Below are 15,940 nucleotides of genomic sequence, written 5' to 3' on the forward strand. Positions count from 1 at the left end.
CCTTCTTATAAAAATTGCTGTGGCTCATGGTCAATGCTGAGACGGAGCTCACTATTTTCCCGTTCTTGAGTCAAGGCCAGAACCTGATTTAGAGTCGGCCCCAGCTCATCTTCTAAACGGTATTTAATTAAAATCTGGTAATGATAGAGGTTGTGGGTACGGGCAATCGGTTTTGGCGTTGGCCCAAGGATGTGACTGGTCTCTGATAAACCTGACCTCAAAATGTTCATGACTTCATAGGCACGTTTGACTACCTCTTCTTCTTTCTTGTGAGAAAGGGTAATGCCAATGGTGAAATAGTAAGGCGGATAACCTAGTTGTCGTCTAATGCCCATTTCATAGGCATAAAATCCTTCGTAGTCCTGATCCTTAGCAAATCGGATAGCGTAGTGCTGAGGATTGTAAGACTGGATCAAGACCTGCCCAGCTTTTTCAGCTCGTCCTGCACGACCTGCCACCTGAGTCAAAAGCTGGAAGGTTCTCTCAGAAGAACGGAAATCAGGCAAATTCAAGGCTGTATCTGCATTAAGAACTCCTACTAGGGTCACATTTGGAAAATCCAAACCCTTGGCAATCATCTGAGTTCCCAGCAAGATATCCGCTTCTCCTCGCCCAAACTGGTCAAGCAGAGCTTGATGACTCCCTTTCTTGCGAGTCGTATCCACATCCATGCGCAAAATACGGGCCTGCGGAAAGAGTTCTGCTAGCTCGTCATAAGCCTTCTGAGTTCCCGTCCCGTAGTAACGAATGCTACGGCTCTTACAGTTAGGACAGGCTTGAGGAATGTCTTTCGAAAAAGCACAATAATGGCAGTTCATGGTCTTGGTATCCATGTGCAATGTTAGAGAAATATCACAGTTGGGACAAGTATCCACCGTCCCACACTCCCGACACATGACAAAGCTAGAATAACCACGGCGATTGAGCATGAGAACCACCTGCTCTTTTTTAGCCAGACGGTCTTGGATAGCCTCTAGTAAAGGAGGCGTAAAGTTTGACGTCTCATTTTGTCCGATATAGTCTCGAAAGTCAATCACTTGAACCTCAGGGATCCTAGCTAAAGGATTGGCTCGTTGGGTCAGACGTAAATGTTGATAAACGCCTTTTCCAGCCCGCGCACGGCTTTCCAAACTAGGAGTTGCTGAACCAAGTACCAGGGCAGCTTGATTGTACTGGGCCCGTAAAATAGCCACCTCTCTAGCATGATAACGGGGATTGCTGTCCTGCTTATAAGTCGCTTCATGCTCCTCATCGATAATCATGACACCTAGATTTTTCAGCGGAGCAAAGATGGCTGATCTGGCTCCAACCACAACTTGAGCATGACCTCTCTCCACCTTGCGCCATTCATCATACTTTTCACCATTGGACAAGCCTGAGTGAAGAATGGCCACCTTGTCCCCAAAACGTGCTATAAAACGCTCCGTCATTTGCGGCGTCAGGGAAATCTCAGGCACCAGCAAAATAGCTGTCTTGCCCTTGTCCAAAGCCCCTTGGATAATCTGCAAGTAAACCTCGGTCTTCCCACTCCCTGTAATTCCTTGAAGGAGGAAGGGAGGCTGGTGACTACCAATCGCACTCACAACCGCATCACGCGCCTGTCTTTGCTCTGGATTCAACTCCAAAGGCCGACTTGCCTCAATGCCTTCAAAATAAGCAGCCGAGCGTTGAACTTCCTTTTGGACTATAGTAACAGCACCTTGTTCCACAAAGAAGTTGACTTGCTCCCGCGAGTAGGACTCTAACAAACTAGCCAAGGAAGCACTCTCTGGATGAGACAGTAAATAGTCTCTCAATTCCAACTTTTTCTTGGCACGTGCAGAAATCTCTACACTTTCTAATTGAGCAAGGTCTACCTCATACCAAGACTGGGTCTTGACTTTCTTTTGATCGACTGCCTGATATTCCAGACCAAGCAGGCCTTTCCTAGTCAAACGCATCATTTCTGCTTGCTTACCTAAATCTAGAGAAGAAAAGGCAAGCGAATCTTCTGAACCAAACAAGCGCTCTCGGTCTTCCTGACTCAGACCTGCCAGAGGATAGAGAATCTTGTCATAGCTGGAGTTCAGAAATCCTGGTAACATAGCCTTGAGGATAGAGATTTTATAGGAAAAGACGGACTTGCGGAGCTCTTCAGCTAGCCAGAGTTGTTCTTGCGTGAGAACAGGAGAAAAATCCAGCACCTCAGCAATATCTTTTAAATCTTGCTCCATCTCTTCCTCATCTGATTGAGAATCCAAACCAAGAACAATCCCTTGAATCAGGCGATTTCCCTTACCAAAAGGCACATGAACCCGCATCCCAACTTCCAGCATTCCCTCGAATTCCTTAGGAATCCTGTAACTATAGGGCTGGTCCGTCTGCATCAAGGGCACATCTACGATAATCTTAGCTATGACCATCTTCTCACCTCCTCCTTGTCAGTACATTCTTGCAATAGAAAAAATAAGATTGAGTCCCCCCAACCTTAAATTTTTTCACCATCTTCTTTTTCTTTAGCGATTTGCTCTTTGATTTTCTTTTCTTCTTCTTCTTTGCGGCGTTTTTCTTCTTCGATACGGCGACGCACTGCTTCACGTTTTCCTTCTGGATCTGGGTGAATTGTAACGTTTCCTGATTCGATTTCTTCTAAAGCGCGAAGAGTTGATTTTTCAGACTTGAAACCTTGAGTTGCTGGCGCACCTGCTTCCAATTCGTGGGCACGTTTTGCTTCCAAGATTACGAGTGAATATTTTGAAGGAACCTTGTCGAGCAAGGTATCAATAGAGGGTTTTAACATCATTTGCTTGTACCTATTTTCTAAATTTTATCGGGTAGTTGGAGATTTTGGTAACATCTCCTGATAGTGACCAATGACACGATCCACACGGAAGTGCTCTGCTTCGATCACACGTTTGACACGCTCAGCAGCTAGGGGCACCTGATCGTTGACAATCGCATAATCATACTCACGCATGAGGGCAATTTCTTCCTTGGCTTTTTCGATTCGTTGGGCAATCACTTCTGCGCTGTCTGTTCCACGACCTACCAAACGATCTTGCAATTCATCCAAATCTGGTGGTGTCAGGAAGATAAAGACAGCATCTGGAACCTTTTTCTTGACCTGAAGAGCACCTTGAACCTCAATTTCAAGGAAAACATCGATTCCCTTGTCCAAGGTTTCGTTGACATAGGTCAGAGGAGTCCCATAGTAGTTGCCGACATATTCTGCGTATTCCAACATCTGTCCTTGACGAATCAGCTCTTCAAACTCTTCACGAGTACGGAAGAAATAGTCAACACCGTCCACTTCTCCAGGACGTTGTGCGCGTGTCGTCATCGATACAGAGTATTGAAATTGGTTTTCAGAACTCTCAAAAATCTCTCTTCTAACCGTTCCTTTTCCAACCCCTGAAGGACCAGAAAAAACGATTAGTAAGCCTCGGTCTGCCATTGTGTCTCCTTTTAGTCAGTCTGTGAAAATAAAATAAAATTCCCCTTCAGATAGTAGCAGTTTGCGCAAACTATCCTTCTACAGCCTTTCTATCTAGTGTAACAAAAAAGCAGTAATTTTTCAACTGCTCTTTCTTATTTATTTAGCATAATCTACTGCACGTAGCTCGCGAATCACGGTTACCTTGATATTTCCTGGGTAATCGAGATTATTTTCAATTTTCTCACGAACTTTGTGAGCCAAGATTGTGACTTTGTCGTCCTTGATTTGTCCTGGATTGACCATGATACGGATCTCACGTCCTGCTTGAAGGGCAAAGCTAGTTTGCACTCCCTCAAAGCCGTTAGCAATTTCTTCCAAATCATGAAGACGCTTGATGTAGCTTTCAAGAGACTCACTACGAGCACCTGGACGGGCTGCGCTCAAGGCATCTGCCGCAGCGACGATAACTGCGATCACGCTTTCAGCTTCGACATCACCGTGGTGACTAGCAATCGTATTGACCACAACTGGATGTTCCTTGTACTTACGTGCCAATTCCATACCGATTTCAACGTGGCTTCCTTCAACCTCGCGGTCAATGGCTTTCCCGATATCGTGAAGGAATCCAGCACGACGGGCAAGAGCCGCATTTTCACCAAGTTCGCTGGCCATAATACCAGCCAGCTTAGCAACTTCAATCGAATGGCGCAAGACATTTTGTCCATATGAAGTACGGAACTGCAAACGTCCCATAATCTTCATCAAGTCTGGATGAAGGTTTGGCGCACCAATCTCATAGGCAGCGGCCTCACCGTATTCACGGATTTTATTGTCGATCTCTTGACGGTTTTTCTCAACCAACTCTTCGATACGAGCTGGGTGGATACGACCATCTTTGAGCAACATTTCCATAGTCATACGGGCAATCTCACGACGAATCGGGTCAAATCCTGACAAGGTCACCACTTCTGGTGTATCGTCGATAATCACATCGACCCCTGTCAAACTTTCAAAGGTACGAATGTTACGACCTTCACGACCAATAATGCGTCCCTTCATAGTATCGTCTGGTAGATGAACTGTTGAGTTTGTTGACTCCGCTACATATTCACCAGCGATACGTTGCATAGCTTGAACCAGGATATCTTTGGCCATTTTATCAGAACGTTCCTTGACCTCTTGCTCAGCTTCACGAATACGGCTAGCAATCTCCTTGGTCAAGTTTTCCTCTGTCTGTGCCAAGATAATATCTCGTGCTTCTGCCTGAGACAGGGCACCAATACGCTCTAACTCTGCTTCTTTTTGTCTTTCGACTTCCTCTAATTGCTCTTCACGCGCATCAAGGTTTTTCGCTCTATCAGAAATACTTTGTTCTTTTTGTTCAAGTGTTTGTTCTTTACTCGTCAAATTGTCGTCCTTACGGTCGAGGCTAGTAGCTCTCTCTGTCAAACGACTTTCGATTTGTTTGAGTTCTTGACGTTCTGATTTGAATTCAGCGTCCACTTCTTCACGGTATTTTCTGGCTTCTTCTTTGGCCTCCAATAGTGCTTCTTTTTTAAGAGACTTGCTTTCACGTTTGGCTTCATTAACAAGTAAATCGGCTTCACGTTCAGCTTGTCCACGTAAATTAGTTGCTTCTTGTTCAGCATTTAAAAGCATCAACTCTGCAGCTTCCTGAGATGATTTCATCTTAGCTGAGATGCTGACATATCCAATGACTAAACCAATGATGACGGCAAAAACAGCAATCGCAAGCGACATGATTTCCATGTTTTTACCTCATTTTATTGTTATTCCGAATGACATACATTCTTTTACATTCTACCATAAAAAAGTGATTTTCACAAACCTAAAATAGAATATGTTTTGAGGAAATTGGAATACATTTGCTAAAATAAACTTGTTGTTTGGAAATAGTAGTTTAGTAGAGACTTAAGAAAAAGCCTACTTCGCAGTAGACTTAGTTTGTTTCTATTCTAATCGGCACTCTTCCAAAATTCTGCTCTGCTATACTTGGATTTCCAAATTGATAAATCTGGTCTGCCTTTTGAGTCATGGCATCCCAAGGTTCTTTGCCAATTCGGCTGACTAGACTGACCTGCCCTTTCAGAGATTTAAGATGTTGCCTGCCTTTTTCGGTAAAGCCAAGGACATGAATGCCTTCTGGCAAGTCACTTTCTCTAGCCTGTACCAGGATATAGGTCAAGAGGCGTCTGACACGCGCCTTAGTGTAACGTTTGGTCGCAACCGCTTCGACCAATTCTTCTACCGATTGGGCTGTCTTAATGGTATCCTTAATACGCACTGCCATTTCTTGATTGACCTGATAGATAGTGGTTAGGTCTGGATTGGACAAAATCTGATAGCGAAGCAAGGGAAAATAGTCATCCCAGCTCACCTTACTGGCCTGCTCAAAAAGGGTAACAGAAGGCATAAAGCGTTCTAGGAAATCTTGGTCCTTCTGGTGTTGACGAAGGGCTGTCGCCGAGGCAAAGTCCACATCCTTGTCCACAGAATGGTAATCCGCCCCCTGACGCTGAATTGGCTCAAGCTTGATGTTTCGTCCTGCAACTGCCTTGACATAGGCCAGAGCAAGGACATGATTGGGCGTATTTCCTGAAAAATCAAGACCTGCAAATTCCTTCCACATGGCTTGGGTTTTCTGTGGATAGGAAAGAGAATCAGGCAGATTATCCACAAAATTATCCATCTCAGAACCTTTCTCTGTGTATAAGTCAGCGATTTTCTGGTAATCTAAAACTTCCTCTGTCCCAAAAGCTAAAGTATCAATGCCCAAGCGAGCCAAGATATCCACAGCTCCTTGTCCAAAGAAATCTGCCGCCTGAACACTGACTAAAAAGGGCAATTCCACTACCAAGTCTGCGCCATTTTCCAGTGCCATCTGGGCCCGTGTCCACTTATCCACAATAGCAGGCTCACCACGTTGCATGAAATTTCCAGACATGGCAACGATTTTCAGTCCCTCAGCCTGCTCCAGCAGGTATTTATGCCCATTATGAAAAGGATTGAACTCCGCGATAATACCTGTTATGGTCATGATGTTCTCCTACTTCTGCGCGACAAAAAACCAACGAGCGCTAGTTTCTGTAGGCTCTTTGTCCTCAAAGTCCGCATAGAGTTTGAAGGACTTAAAACCGGCCTGTTCCAGCAAAATATCATAGGTCAAGACCTCATAAGTCCGCTCCTCATGCACTTCATCGTGGCGACTAAAGGACCCATCCTCTTCCTTGATAAAGAAAGTCAACTCATGAACGATGGAGTGAGGCGCCGCATCCTCATAGGTATCCCATAGCATGGCGAAATCTTCCGCATTTTCATGGTAGGAATAGCCTGGAAAAATTTCATCCGTCTGGTAAGTCGAATGCACGTCAAAGATGAAAACTCCGTCTTCGTTGAGGACATTATAGACTTCCTTAAAGACGTCCCCGACTTCCACCTCATCCTGCATGTAGCAGATTGAGTCCGAATAACAAGTAACAAAGTCATATTGACCTGCCTTGGACAGATCCAGCATATTGCCTTCTATAAAAGCAATTTTTTGCTTGGCGGAAGCAGCCCTCTTTTCGGCAATTTTCAACATATCTGCGCTCAAGTCCAGTCCAGTCACATCAAAACCAGCCTGAGAGAAGCGCACTGATTGAATTCCTGTCCCGCAAGCCAATTCCAAGAGTTTCTTTCTCTCCTTGGTCTTAGGCAAGTGACGCAGAGAAAAATCCGTCCATTTGTCGTATAAACTATCGTCCATGACTGCATCATAGACCGCCGCAAAGGTTTCATAAGTTGCCATAATCATGATACCAAGTCCGCCCGTAATTCGATAGAAAATTAGGAGCCTGACGATGGAGCCGAGCTCCAAGGAAGGCTGTCTATTTTCCGAGAATTACAGGACGGGTTCAAATCCTTTCTAAGATACAAAGAGCCTTAAAAGCAAAGAGAACATAGGAAACTTTCTGCCCTATCATCAGATACAAATTAAGTTACTCTTTTTCCCTCAGCTTTTAGCTCGTGTTCAGTTTCAACATCAACCAGACACGACGCCCTATACCTTTCTATCCTTTTTTTCTAAAATAAGCAAAGAAACCCAGTTGACTACAACTGAGTTTATCTCCTATGCTAAGGCTTCTGAAATATCTACAGAATCCGCCTCATGCCATAGTTTTTCTAGGTTATAGTGAGCACGCATTTCTTCTGAAAAGACATGCACAACGACAGCACCGAGGTCCAGCAAGACCCAGCCTCCAGCTGCATCGCCTTCGACATGGCTACCTTTAAAGCCTGCATCAGCTACTTTTTCACGGATGTTATCAGCGATAGCGTCCAACTGACGGCTATTCATTGAACTAGTAATAACAAAGTAATCCGTCACACTAGTCAAATCTTGTACGTCAAGTGCGAGGATATCCTCCGCACGTTTCTCATCAGCCGCTTTCACGACTAGTTCTAGTAATTCTTTTTCGTTCATTTAGTCCTCTTTTAAAAAATATTTTTATAATCTAGGACATCTGCAAAGCGATCCTCCCAAATGTCCTCATAAAATTCATTTATCGTTTCTGCTGGAATGTCATCCCCATCAAAGGTTGTGACAGCACCTTCTGGAATAATAAGCTGATAGCCATATTCAAAGGCAACCTTGACAGAGGTATCCACACAATATTCTGTCTGCATACCACATAAAACTAATTTTTCAATCCCCTGTTTATCCAAGTATTCTTTTAAGCCAGTTTCTTTGAAAATACTGTTATACTTCTTCTGAAAGACCTTTTCATCAGGTTTTCGACTTAAAAGCTCAGATAACTGCCAATCTTCTGATGTTTGAGCTTCAGCGTTCTCAATATGTTGAACATAAATAATTTCGATATTCTTGCTTCTAGCTTGGTTTTGTAAATAAGAAATTTTTTCCAATAGTCTCTCTGTCTTAAAACCTGTTTCCACTAAAATATTTTGTACATCAATGATGATAAAAGCCGTCTTCATTTAGTCCTCTTTCAAATAGTGCACAAAGGCGTTATAGGTTTCAAGAGTTTGGGGATAGATGGGAAATCCCTGATGAGCTAGATGCTCCACGGTACGAGCTGTTTCGTAGGCTACAGCCTTATTAAGCGACAAACTTGCAATCTCACGCGCCTCATCCACTCCTGGAAAGGCTCGATTGTGCTCGATATAGTCTGCTACATAGACAACCTTATCTAAGTCCGTCATATGACCAGCTCCGACTGTATGGATTTCAATGGCTCGCAGGATTTCTGGATCATGCAAATCCAAATCTTCCTGAATTTTGTAAATCCCAACCATCCCATGCCAGACATTATTGCCCCAGTTTTTGAGGTTAGGGTCTAGCTGATAACGGTCAATCAAATTCAGAAATTCCTGATCTGACAACTTTTTAGCATAGTCATGAAGAAGGCCTGCTAGACCAGCTTTCTCAGTATCCACACCGAATCGCTGGGCTAGTTCTATGGCTGCACGCTCCACACCCAAGCAATGGGTTAAACGTTTTTCAGGTAGAAGCTCTGCCATTTTTTCCAACAAAGCCTCACGGGAGCAGTTGATATAGTCTTGATAGGCCATCAGTAGAGCCCCTCCTTCTCGATGTAATCTAGCACAGGCTGAGGTAGGAGAAAGTTGGGTTTCCGACCTTGAGCAATGAAGTCACGCACCATGCTGGATGAGATATCCATGAGAGGCACATCCACCCAGATAACGGGATAGGAAGTTCCAGCCTTGTAGCGCGGGCGCTGAACTCCCACAAACTGGACCATGTCAACCAGCTCATCAATTCGATACCACTTAGGCAGATAGTCCACCATGTCGGCACCGATGATAAAGTAATAATCCGTATCTGGATTCTTCTCAGTTAGAAGCTTCATGGTGTCGTAGGTATAGGAAATGCCCTTGCGCTCCAACTCAATAGTTTCAATGTCCAGACCTTCAATCTCCTCAATCGCCAACTCAAGCATCTTGAGACGATGGTGTTCAGGGATTGTTTCCTTTTTATCTACATGAGGAGGTTGGTATTCAGGCATGAGCAGAACTTGATCCAGTCCCAACTGTTGCCGTACTTGATCCGCAACGATGAGATGGGCATTATGAACAGGGTTAAAATTCCCCCCTAAAATCCCAACTTGTTTGCGTTTTTTCTCCTTGATTTCTGGCTCCAACTTTACCTTGGTAAAGGGAGTCAATAATTCGATTGCCATAGGCTAGTCTCCTTTATTTCTCTGTAAAAACAGTTGTTTGGAGTTTCAGTCTTAGATTTCTTTGACTTTCTTAGAAATCTTGCGATTTTCTTTCTTGCTGGATTGTTTAAACAAGATTAAGATGCGTCCGATTTTTTGGACCGTATCCACACCGATTTCTTCTTTCAAAATTTCAGCTACTTCGTGGATATTTTCATCTGTGTTTTGCAAGAGCGTTACCTTAATCAATTCTCGAGCGTCAAGAGCTTGGCGGACGCTAGTTTTGATTTGGTCGTTGAGACCATTTTTCCCGATTTGGATGATGGGTTTGAGGGTGTGTGCCTGGCTGTTGAGGAAGGCACGTTGTTTTGATGTTAATGACATAATTTTCTTCCTTGTTTTTTCGATAGTTATTTTAGGTGGTGAGGGACGGTCGGAACTAATTTTCCAAAGATTTCATCTTTGAAAAATGGATTTCCTGACCTCACAATTGAGCCTTGGTCTCAATTGTGCCCCTTGCCAATCTATCGATTGGCAATCACACCACGGCAATAACTATCTTTTTATGAGCTCACTTTGTTCGCTCAGCGATTTTATTTTAAATTATTGCTTTTCGTGTGACGACGGCGACGCCTTCGGGTGCCCAGACGGCGACTTTTGCGGTGCCTGTTACGCGGATCCAGCCTAGGCCTGAGATGACTAGGTCTGTCTTGTCCTTGATGTTAAATACATGCTGGACTAATTTTGGAAAATCTTCTTTTTCCTTGCTATTTGGTGGTGTCAAAAGGGTTCCGACATGCTTGTCGTAAAAGGCACTAGCGCCTTCTAACTTGGTACGGTGGAGTTTGAGTTCATTGTCAAAGAAGGCTGTGAAACCTTGCTTCTCACCCGCAATGAAGTCAAAGCGTCCTAGACCGCCTAGAAACAGGGTTTGTTCAGGATTGAGCTGATAGGTCTTAGGCTTGATTTCCTTTTTAGGGCTGACATACTTGAGGTTTTTGGCCGTCAAGTAGTGGGCCATCTGGTGGCGGTGGATAATCCCCGGCGTATCGTAAATATAAGATCCGTCGTCAAGCGGAATCTCAATCTTATCCAAGGTTGTCCCTGGGAAACGCGAAGTCGTAATGACATTCTGATCACCCGTGATTTCTTGGATAATGGCATTGATTAGAGTTGATTTTCCAACGTTGGTCACACCGACCACATAGACATCGCGTCCCTTACGGTAGTGTTCAATCTTGTCAATGACTTCCTTAATAGCATGTTTGTTTTGGGCCGAAGTTAAGACGACATCGACTGGACGAAGACCTTCTTCGTGGGCACGTTCCATGAGCCACTGGCTAATCTTGCCCGGTTTAACTGACTTAGGCAGGATATCTTTTTTATTCCCGACCAAGAGGACATCATTGCCCGATACAAAACGTGGCAAGCCTGGGATGACAGAGCCATTAAAATCAAAAATATCAATGACATTGACCACTAAGGCATCACTATCTCCCACCTCGTGTAAGAGCTTGAGGAAATCATCGTCTGTCAACTGGACATCCGTGATCTCATTATAGTGGCGGAGACGGAAACAGCGTTTGCAATAGACTTCGCCAGTCTCCAAACCTTTTTCAAGTGCTGACTGGGGGGTAAAACCAAGACCAGCCTTGTCTGTCGTCTGAATGGTTGCTCCACAACCAATACAGAGAATTTCTTCCATAGTTAAATTCCTTTTTTATATGTAATTGGTCCGTACTTTTCAGTAATTTTTCGCATGACACGACGCTCACGAGCTCGGTTAATCTGCGTCTTGATAGAGTCGTGTTGGAGCAAAGGTTTGACTAAAATCGAGCGAATGCCAGCACGGTGGGCTGCTCGAATATCTGTCATGAGCTGGTCGCCAACCATGACCACTTCCTTTTTCTCATAGTGAAATTCCTTCATAGCACGGTCGATCCCAAATGTAAAAGGCTTCAGAGCCCAATAAACGTATTCAATCCCAAATTTCTCAACTGCTCGTTGGACACGTTTTTTAGTGTTATTTGAGACCACGATGATGCGAATGCCCGCGTCACGGAGATCATGTAACCATTGCTTCATCTCTGGCGTCCCATCAGGGTTGTTCCAAGCAATGAGGGTATTATCCAAATCGACCAAAACAGCCTTGATTCCCTGCGCCTGCAGGCTTGGGACTGTCAGATCATAAACTGCTTGCACAGCAAAATCTGGCATATAATTTTCAATCGCCATTCTGGCTCCTTTTCTTAACTTTTTTTCGCAATTTTCCTTAGTAACAATGACAAAACAATCCACAACCCAGCACTAGCTAAACTAATGTAGAGCCAAGCATGGGGTTCATCTGTTAAAGGTAGGGGAACATTCATTCCGAAAAAGCCTGTCACGACTGCCAAAACAGCCAGCAAGACTGAAATGATGGTCAAGGTTGTCAAATTATCATTCAGATTATTGTTTAGGATGTTGTTGTAAGATGCTGATAGTTGCTGGAGAACTTGAGAAATCAAATCAGTCATGGACACCAGCTGATGAGCCTCAATCATGGCATCATCAAACTGCTCTCTCAACTTCGTTAAAACTGCGATAGAGGGCATGCCCTTGAATATGTTCCAGCAACATGCGATTTTGCTTGGCAACCGCCGTTAGATAAACCATACCAGTTTCCAAGTCGGAAAGGGCAAAGAGGTTTTTCTTGGTCGTCCGTTGGCGCAAGAGCCCATTGACCTCATCCTTACTCTTGTCCATCTGCTCGATGACGGGATAGTAGGCATTACTGATGATTTCCAGACTGGCAAAGAGAAACTTGTAAATCGAAAGCGTGTCATGACTGTCCAGATAACGGGTCATCTGTTCAATGACATAGGCGTTCTTGGTATTACTAATGGTAATCAGGCGACGATGTTCCACGATAAAGGTCATGGGAAAGGCTTCGTAGTAGGCCTTATCCTTTTTCAAGTTCAAGACATTGTAGATAAAGGTCACAGTCCAATTTTCGCGGTGATAATCCATGTGGGCGCGCTCATTTCTATCCAGTGCGTATTCAATGGTTTCCTTGTCCAAACCATAGATTTCAGAAAGGTCCTCTAGTTTTTTCAACTTGTCCAAATCTAGGTTAATCCAGGTACAACCATTGCCCAACTGTTTTTCTAAAAACATCTTCTCTCCTTTACCAAACTCTTTCTATTGTACCATAAATCTGCTAAAATTTCAGGCCTGGTCTGTACGAGAGAAATTGCTGACAACGGTGATATTCCGATTGGGAACGAAGTGCAGAACCTGGTCTTCTCCTCTGAGTTGCGTTGTTCGAATGCCAACGCTAACGACCTTGCCCGATACAGTAATAGGACCATTTGTCAGAACGACCTCATCCCCCACATCCAGTTGACGTTCGAAGAGGATGAAAAAGCCATTGATGACATCAGACAGAAAGCCTTGGGCTCCCATCCCAATAGCCACCCCAGCGATTCCAGCACCTGCCAGCAAACTAGAAACTGGCAAACCTAAAATCGACAAAATGCAGTAAAGCAAAAAGAAATAAAGGGTATAATTAAACACATTTTCTAACAGACGTGAGATGGTTTTCTGACGCCCGACATCATGACGAGACATTTTTAGAGAAGGTTTAACAATTCTCTGCACCATGGTATGGAGCAGTTTCTTAGCTATATAAAAGAGTAAAAATAAGAATAAAAGAGAAAGTAACTTGGTTAAGATATTCTCGATAATAGCTGTAATATCAAGCTTATTGAGATAGGTTTGAATAAATTCTTGCATAGAAAACTCCTTTCATTTATTATACCATACTTTCATAAAGTATCATTCTCCATAAATATTCAAAAATAATTTCAAAAATAGACAGAAAATTCTTGATTTTAGTTCATATTTATACTATAATCATAAACATTACACAACAAAGGAGATTGTTATGAAAAAATGCATTCATGCTTGGAATAAGACAAGCCTCATCAAACGGATTTTGATTGGCATGCTTATTGGAGGAACCCTAGGACTGACACTTCCTAACATTTCAGGAATTGGTCTACTCGGAGATCTCTTTGTTGGTGGCCTCAAAGCCATCGCACCGATTCTAGTCTTTGCCCTCGTTGCCAATGCCCTTTCCCAACATCAAAAGGGGCAAGATAGCAATATGAAAACCGTTATCTTCCTTTACTTGGTGGGAACCTTTGCCGCTGCCCTTATCGCTGTACTAGCAAGTTTCATCGTACCTGTTGAAATTACCCTAAATAGTGCTAATACCGATATTGCTCCACCTGATGGGATTGGACAAGTCCTCAGCAATCTCCTGCTCAAATTAGTTGACAATCCAGTCAATGCCCTTGTCACAGCCAACTACATTGGTATCCTATCATGGGCAGTTGTTTTCGGAATTGCCATGAGAGAGGCCAGCAAAAATAGTAAAGAATTGTTGAACACCATAGCTGATGTGACTTCTAAGATTGTCGAATGGATCATCAACCTAGCTCCATTTGGAATCCTAGGCCTTGTCTTTAAAACTATTTCTGATAAGGGAATCGGCAGTCTCGCAAACTACGGTATTTTATTAGGACTATTGGTTACAACCATGTTCTTTGTCGCCCTGGTTATTAATCCATTGATTGCCTTTCTCTTTATGAAGAGAAATCCTTATCCCCTCGTTTGGAAATGTTTGCGTGTCAGCGGTGTAACAGCCTTCTTCACTCGTAGTTCTGCGGCCAACATCCCTGTCAACATGAAACTTTGCCACGACCTTGGACTCAACCCAGATACCTACTCTGTTTCTATCCCACTTGGTTCTACTATCAACATGGCCGGGGCAGCGATTACTATTAACGTTTTGACTCTTGCTGCAGTAAATACTCTTGGAATCCCTGTTGACTTTGCCACAGCCTTTGTCCTCAGTGTGGTAGCAGCTATCTCAGCCTGCGGTGCTTCTGGTATTGCGGGAGGTTCCCTCCTTCTTATCCCAGTTGCTTGTAGCCTTTTCGGTATTTCTAACGATATTGCCATGCAAGTTGTTGGGGTTGGATTTGTGATTGGTGTCATCCAAGACTCATGTGAAACAGCCCTTAACTCTTCTACAGATGTCCTCTTTACCGCCGTTGCCGAATACGCAGCAGCCCGTAAAAAATAAGGCATAAAGACAAGATTACTCAGGTCTTGTCTTTTACGCTTTTATTCTAACTTATCAGGAAATTCTTATGTCTATTAGCCAACGTACGACCAAGCTCATCTTAGCTACCTGTCTTGCCTGTTTTCTTGCTTATTTTCTCAATCTTTCCTCAGCAGTCTCGGCTGGAATCATCGCCCTCTTGAGCCTATCTGATACGCGTAGAAGTACCTTAAAACTGGCCCGCAATCGGCTCTTTTCCATGCTTCTGGCTCTAGTTATCGGGGTTTTGGCTTTTCACTTGAGCGGATTTCATATCTGGAGCCTTGGCCTCTATCTTGCTCTTTATGTTCCCCTAGCCTACAAGATGGGCTGGGAAATTGGCATCACACCAAGCACTGTTTTGGTTAGCCATCTCTTGATTCAAGAGTCAACCTCTCCAGACCTCCTAGTCAACGAATTCCTTCTCTTTGCAATTGGTACAGGATTTGCTTTACTAGTCAATCTCTACATGCCTTCACGAGAAGAGGAAATTCATCACTATCACACATTGGTAGAAGAAAAGTTAAAAGATATCCTCCAACGCTTCAAATATTATTTATCCAGAGGGGATGGACGCAACCGAGCACAGCTGGTGGAAGAATTAGACACACTTTTGGAAGAAGCCCTCAGACTTGTCTATCTAGATCACTCTGATCACCTCTTTCACCAGACTGATTACCATATTCACTACTTTGAGATGAGACAGCGTCAAAGTCGTATCCTGCGAAATATGGCCCAGCAAATCAACACCTGTCACCTAGCTGCCAGTGAAAGTCTGATTTTAGCGCAACTCTTTTCAAAAATTGCAGGTCAACTGAGCCAGACCAACCCTGCTTCTGATTTACTAGATGAAATTGAACGCTATCTAGAAGTCTTCCGCAACCGCAGGCTGCCCAAGACAAGAGAAGAATTTGAAACCCGTGCCACCCTTCTTCAACTCCTACGTGAAGCAAAAACCTTCATCCAAGTAAAAGTTGATTTTTACCAAAAATATAGACAGTAAAGAAAAATCAATCATACTAAACCAGATAGAAAAATAAAAACATTTTATACTCAATGAAAATCAAAAAGCAAACTAGGAAGCTAGCCGCAAGCTGTACTTGAGTACGGCAAGGCGACGTTGACGCGGTTTGAAGAGATTTTCGAAGAGTATTAAATATAAAATCTCCAAACTAGAAA

General features: G+C 43.6%; 16 protein-coding genes and 1 pseudogene. 2 read left to right on the plus strand and 15 right to left on the minus strand.

Translation table 11 applies throughout. The annotated features are described in order from the left end of the window. Positions 1-5: 5 nt before the first annotated feature. From SMIDD28_RS01910 to SMIDD28_RS01980, 15 genes and pseudogenes are all read right to left on the minus strand, one after another. Complete coding sequence (locus tag SMIDD28_RS01910) at positions 6-2,402, minus strand: primosomal protein N' (protein WP_061424298.1); 2,397 nt, start codon at positions 2,400-2,402, stop codon at positions 6-8. A 65-nt stretch (positions 2,403-2,467) separates the two neighbouring features. Continuing rightward, positions 2,468-2,782 carry a DNA-directed RNA polymerase subunit omega gene (gene rpoZ / locus SMIDD28_RS01915; protein WP_000979235.1) on the minus strand — a complete coding sequence of 105 codons (315 nt, stop codon included), beginning with the start codon at positions 2,780-2,782 and terminating at the stop codon, positions 2,468-2,470. A 24-nt stretch (positions 2,783-2,806) separates the two neighbouring features. Next, positions 2,807-3,433, minus strand: a complete 627-nt coding sequence (gene gmk / locus SMIDD28_RS01920; protein WP_000775041.1) for a guanylate kinase — start codon at positions 3,431-3,433, stop codon at positions 2,807-2,809. Between the two features lie 138 nt (positions 3,434-3,571). After that, positions 3,572-5,185 (minus strand): ribonuclease Y, encoded by a 1,614-nt coding sequence (locus tag SMIDD28_RS01925; RefSeq protein WP_000404936.1) that lies wholly within the window; start codon positions 5,183-5,185, stop codon positions 3,572-3,574. A gap of 190 nt (positions 5,186-5,375) precedes the next feature. Further along, on the minus strand, positions 5,376-6,473 hold the full coding sequence (locus SMIDD28_RS01930; protein WP_061424300.1) for a nucleotidyltransferase: 1,098 nt from the start codon (positions 6,471-6,473) through the stop codon (positions 5,376-5,378). 9 nt (positions 6,474-6,482) lie between these two features. Continuing rightward, complete coding sequence (locus SMIDD28_RS01935; protein WP_061424302.1) at positions 6,483-7,223, minus strand: class I SAM-dependent DNA methyltransferase; 741 nt, start codon at positions 7,221-7,223, stop codon at positions 6,483-6,485. A 321-nt stretch (positions 7,224-7,544) separates the two neighbouring features. Then, on the minus strand, positions 7,545-7,898 hold the full coding sequence (gene rsfS, locus SMIDD28_RS01940; RefSeq protein WP_001003002.1) for a ribosome silencing factor: 354 nt from the start codon (positions 7,896-7,898) through the stop codon (positions 7,545-7,547). A gap of 11 nt (positions 7,899-7,909) precedes the next feature. Further along, positions 7,910-8,410, minus strand: a complete 501-nt coding sequence (locus tag SMIDD28_RS01945; RefSeq protein ID WP_061424304.1) for a cysteine hydrolase family protein — start codon at positions 8,408-8,410, stop codon at positions 7,910-7,912. After that, complete coding sequence (gene yqeK, locus SMIDD28_RS01950; protein WP_061424305.1) at positions 8,411-9,004, minus strand: bis(5'-nucleosyl)-tetraphosphatase (symmetrical) YqeK; 594 nt, start codon at positions 9,002-9,004, stop codon at positions 8,411-8,413. It lies immediately after the preceding gene. Beyond that, positions 9,004-9,633 carry a nicotinate-nucleotide adenylyltransferase gene (locus tag SMIDD28_RS01955; RefSeq protein WP_061424306.1) on the minus strand — a complete coding sequence of 210 codons (630 nt, stop codon included), beginning with the start codon at positions 9,631-9,633 and terminating at the stop codon, positions 9,004-9,006. Before SMIDD28_RS01955 ends, yqeK begins: the two co-directional genes overlap by 1 nt. 51 nt (positions 9,634-9,684) lie before the next feature. Then, positions 9,685-9,996, minus strand: a complete 312-nt coding sequence (gene yhbY / locus SMIDD28_RS01960) for a ribosome assembly RNA-binding protein YhbY (protein ID WP_061424307.1) — start codon at positions 9,994-9,996, stop codon at positions 9,685-9,687. A 214-nt stretch (positions 9,997-10,210) separates the two neighbouring features. Next, positions 10,211-11,317 (minus strand): ribosome biogenesis GTPase YqeH, encoded by a 1,107-nt coding sequence (gene yqeH, locus SMIDD28_RS01965; protein ID WP_061424309.1) that lies wholly within the window; start codon positions 11,315-11,317, stop codon positions 10,211-10,213. 2 nt (positions 11,318-11,319) lie between these two features. Next, complete coding sequence (locus SMIDD28_RS01970; RefSeq protein WP_061424311.1) at positions 11,320-11,847, minus strand: YqeG family HAD IIIA-type phosphatase; 528 nt, start codon at positions 11,845-11,847, stop codon at positions 11,320-11,322. A gap of 14 nt (positions 11,848-11,861) precedes the next feature. Further along, positions 11,862-12,768: pseudogene (locus SMIDD28_RS01975) on the minus strand (magnesium transporter CorA family protein). Between the two features lie 51 nt (positions 12,769-12,819). Further along, the gene (locus SMIDD28_RS01980) at positions 12,820-13,386 is read right to left on the minus strand and encodes a mechanosensitive ion channel family protein (protein WP_061424313.1); all 567 of its coding nucleotides are present in this window, start codon (positions 13,384-13,386) and stop codon (positions 12,820-12,822) included. A gap of 151 nt (positions 13,387-13,537) precedes the next feature. Here SMIDD28_RS01980 and sstT point away from each other — a divergent pair, with 151 nt between their 5' ends. Further along, positions 13,538-14,743, plus strand: coding sequence for a serine/threonine transporter SstT (gene sstT, locus SMIDD28_RS01985; protein ID WP_061424315.1), 1,206 nt, complete (start codon positions 13,538-13,540; stop codon positions 14,741-14,743). A gap of 67 nt (positions 14,744-14,810) precedes the next feature. Next, positions 14,811-15,764, plus strand: a complete 954-nt coding sequence (locus SMIDD28_RS01990; RefSeq protein WP_061424317.1) for an aromatic acid exporter family protein — start codon at positions 14,811-14,813, stop codon at positions 15,762-15,764. Positions 15,765-15,940: the final 176 nt, after the last annotated feature.

It is taken from the genome of Streptococcus mitis (assembly GCF_001579045.1).
In the GTDB taxonomy this organism is placed as follows: domain Bacteria; phylum Bacillota; class Bacilli; order Lactobacillales; family Streptococcaceae; genus Streptococcus; species Streptococcus mitis_D.

What these genes read in the sequence shown, in the direction of transcription:
- SMIDD28_RS01980 (WP_061424313.1), bottom strand. Translation starts at nt 13,386, where the DNA reads ATGCAAGAATTTATTCAAACCTATCTCAATAAGCTTGATATTACAGCT.
- sstT (WP_061424315.1), top strand. Translation starts at nt 13,538, where the DNA reads ATGAAAAAATGCATTCATGCTTGGAATAAGACAAGCCTCATCAAACGG.
- SMIDD28_RS01935 (WP_061424302.1), bottom strand. Translation starts at nt 7,223, where the DNA reads ATGGCAACTTATGAAACCTTTGCGGCGGTCTATGATGCAGTCATGGAC.
- gmk (WP_000775041.1), bottom strand. Translation starts at nt 3,433, where the DNA reads ATGGCAGACCGAGGCTTACTAATCGTTTTTTCTGGTCCTTCAGGGGTT.
- rsfS (WP_001003002.1), bottom strand. Translation starts at nt 7,898, where the DNA reads ATGAACGAAAAAGAATTACTAGAACTAGTCGTGAAAGCGGCTGATGAG.
- SMIDD28_RS01930 (WP_061424300.1), bottom strand. Translation starts at nt 6,473, where the DNA reads ATGACCATAACAGGTATTATCGCGGAGTTCAATCCTTTTCATAATGGG.
- SMIDD28_RS01955 (WP_061424306.1), bottom strand. Translation starts at nt 9,633, where the DNA reads ATGGCAATCGAATTATTGACTCCCTTTACCAAGGTAAAGTTGGAGCCA.
- yqeH (WP_061424309.1), bottom strand. Translation starts at nt 11,317, where the DNA reads ATGGAAGAAATTCTCTGTATTGGTTGTGGAGCAACCATTCAGACGACA.
- SMIDD28_RS01945 (WP_061424304.1), bottom strand. Translation starts at nt 8,410, where the DNA reads ATGAAGACGGCTTTTATCATCATTGATGTACAAAATATTTTAGTGGAA.
- rpoZ (WP_000979235.1), bottom strand. Translation starts at nt 2,782, where the DNA reads ATGATGTTAAAACCCTCTATTGATACCTTGCTCGACAAGGTTCCTTCA.
- SMIDD28_RS01990 (WP_061424317.1), top strand. Translation starts at nt 14,811, where the DNA reads ATGTCTATTAGCCAACGTACGACCAAGCTCATCTTAGCTACCTGTCTT.
- yhbY (WP_061424307.1), bottom strand. Translation starts at nt 9,996, where the DNA reads ATGTCATTAACATCAAAACAACGTGCCTTCCTCAACAGCCAGGCACAC.
- SMIDD28_RS01970 (WP_061424311.1), bottom strand. Translation starts at nt 11,847, where the DNA reads ATGGCGATTGAAAATTATATGCCAGATTTTGCTGTGCAAGCAGTTTAT.
- SMIDD28_RS01910 (WP_061424298.1), bottom strand. Translation starts at nt 2,402, where the DNA reads ATGGTCATAGCTAAGATTATCGTAGATGTGCCCTTGATGCAGACGGAC.
- SMIDD28_RS01925 (WP_000404936.1), bottom strand. Translation starts at nt 5,185, where the DNA reads ATGGAAATCATGTCGCTTGCGATTGCTGTTTTTGCCGTCATCATTGGT.
- yqeK (WP_061424305.1), bottom strand. Translation starts at nt 9,004, where the DNA reads ATGGCCTATCAAGACTATATCAACTGCTCCCGTGAGGCTTTGTTGGAA.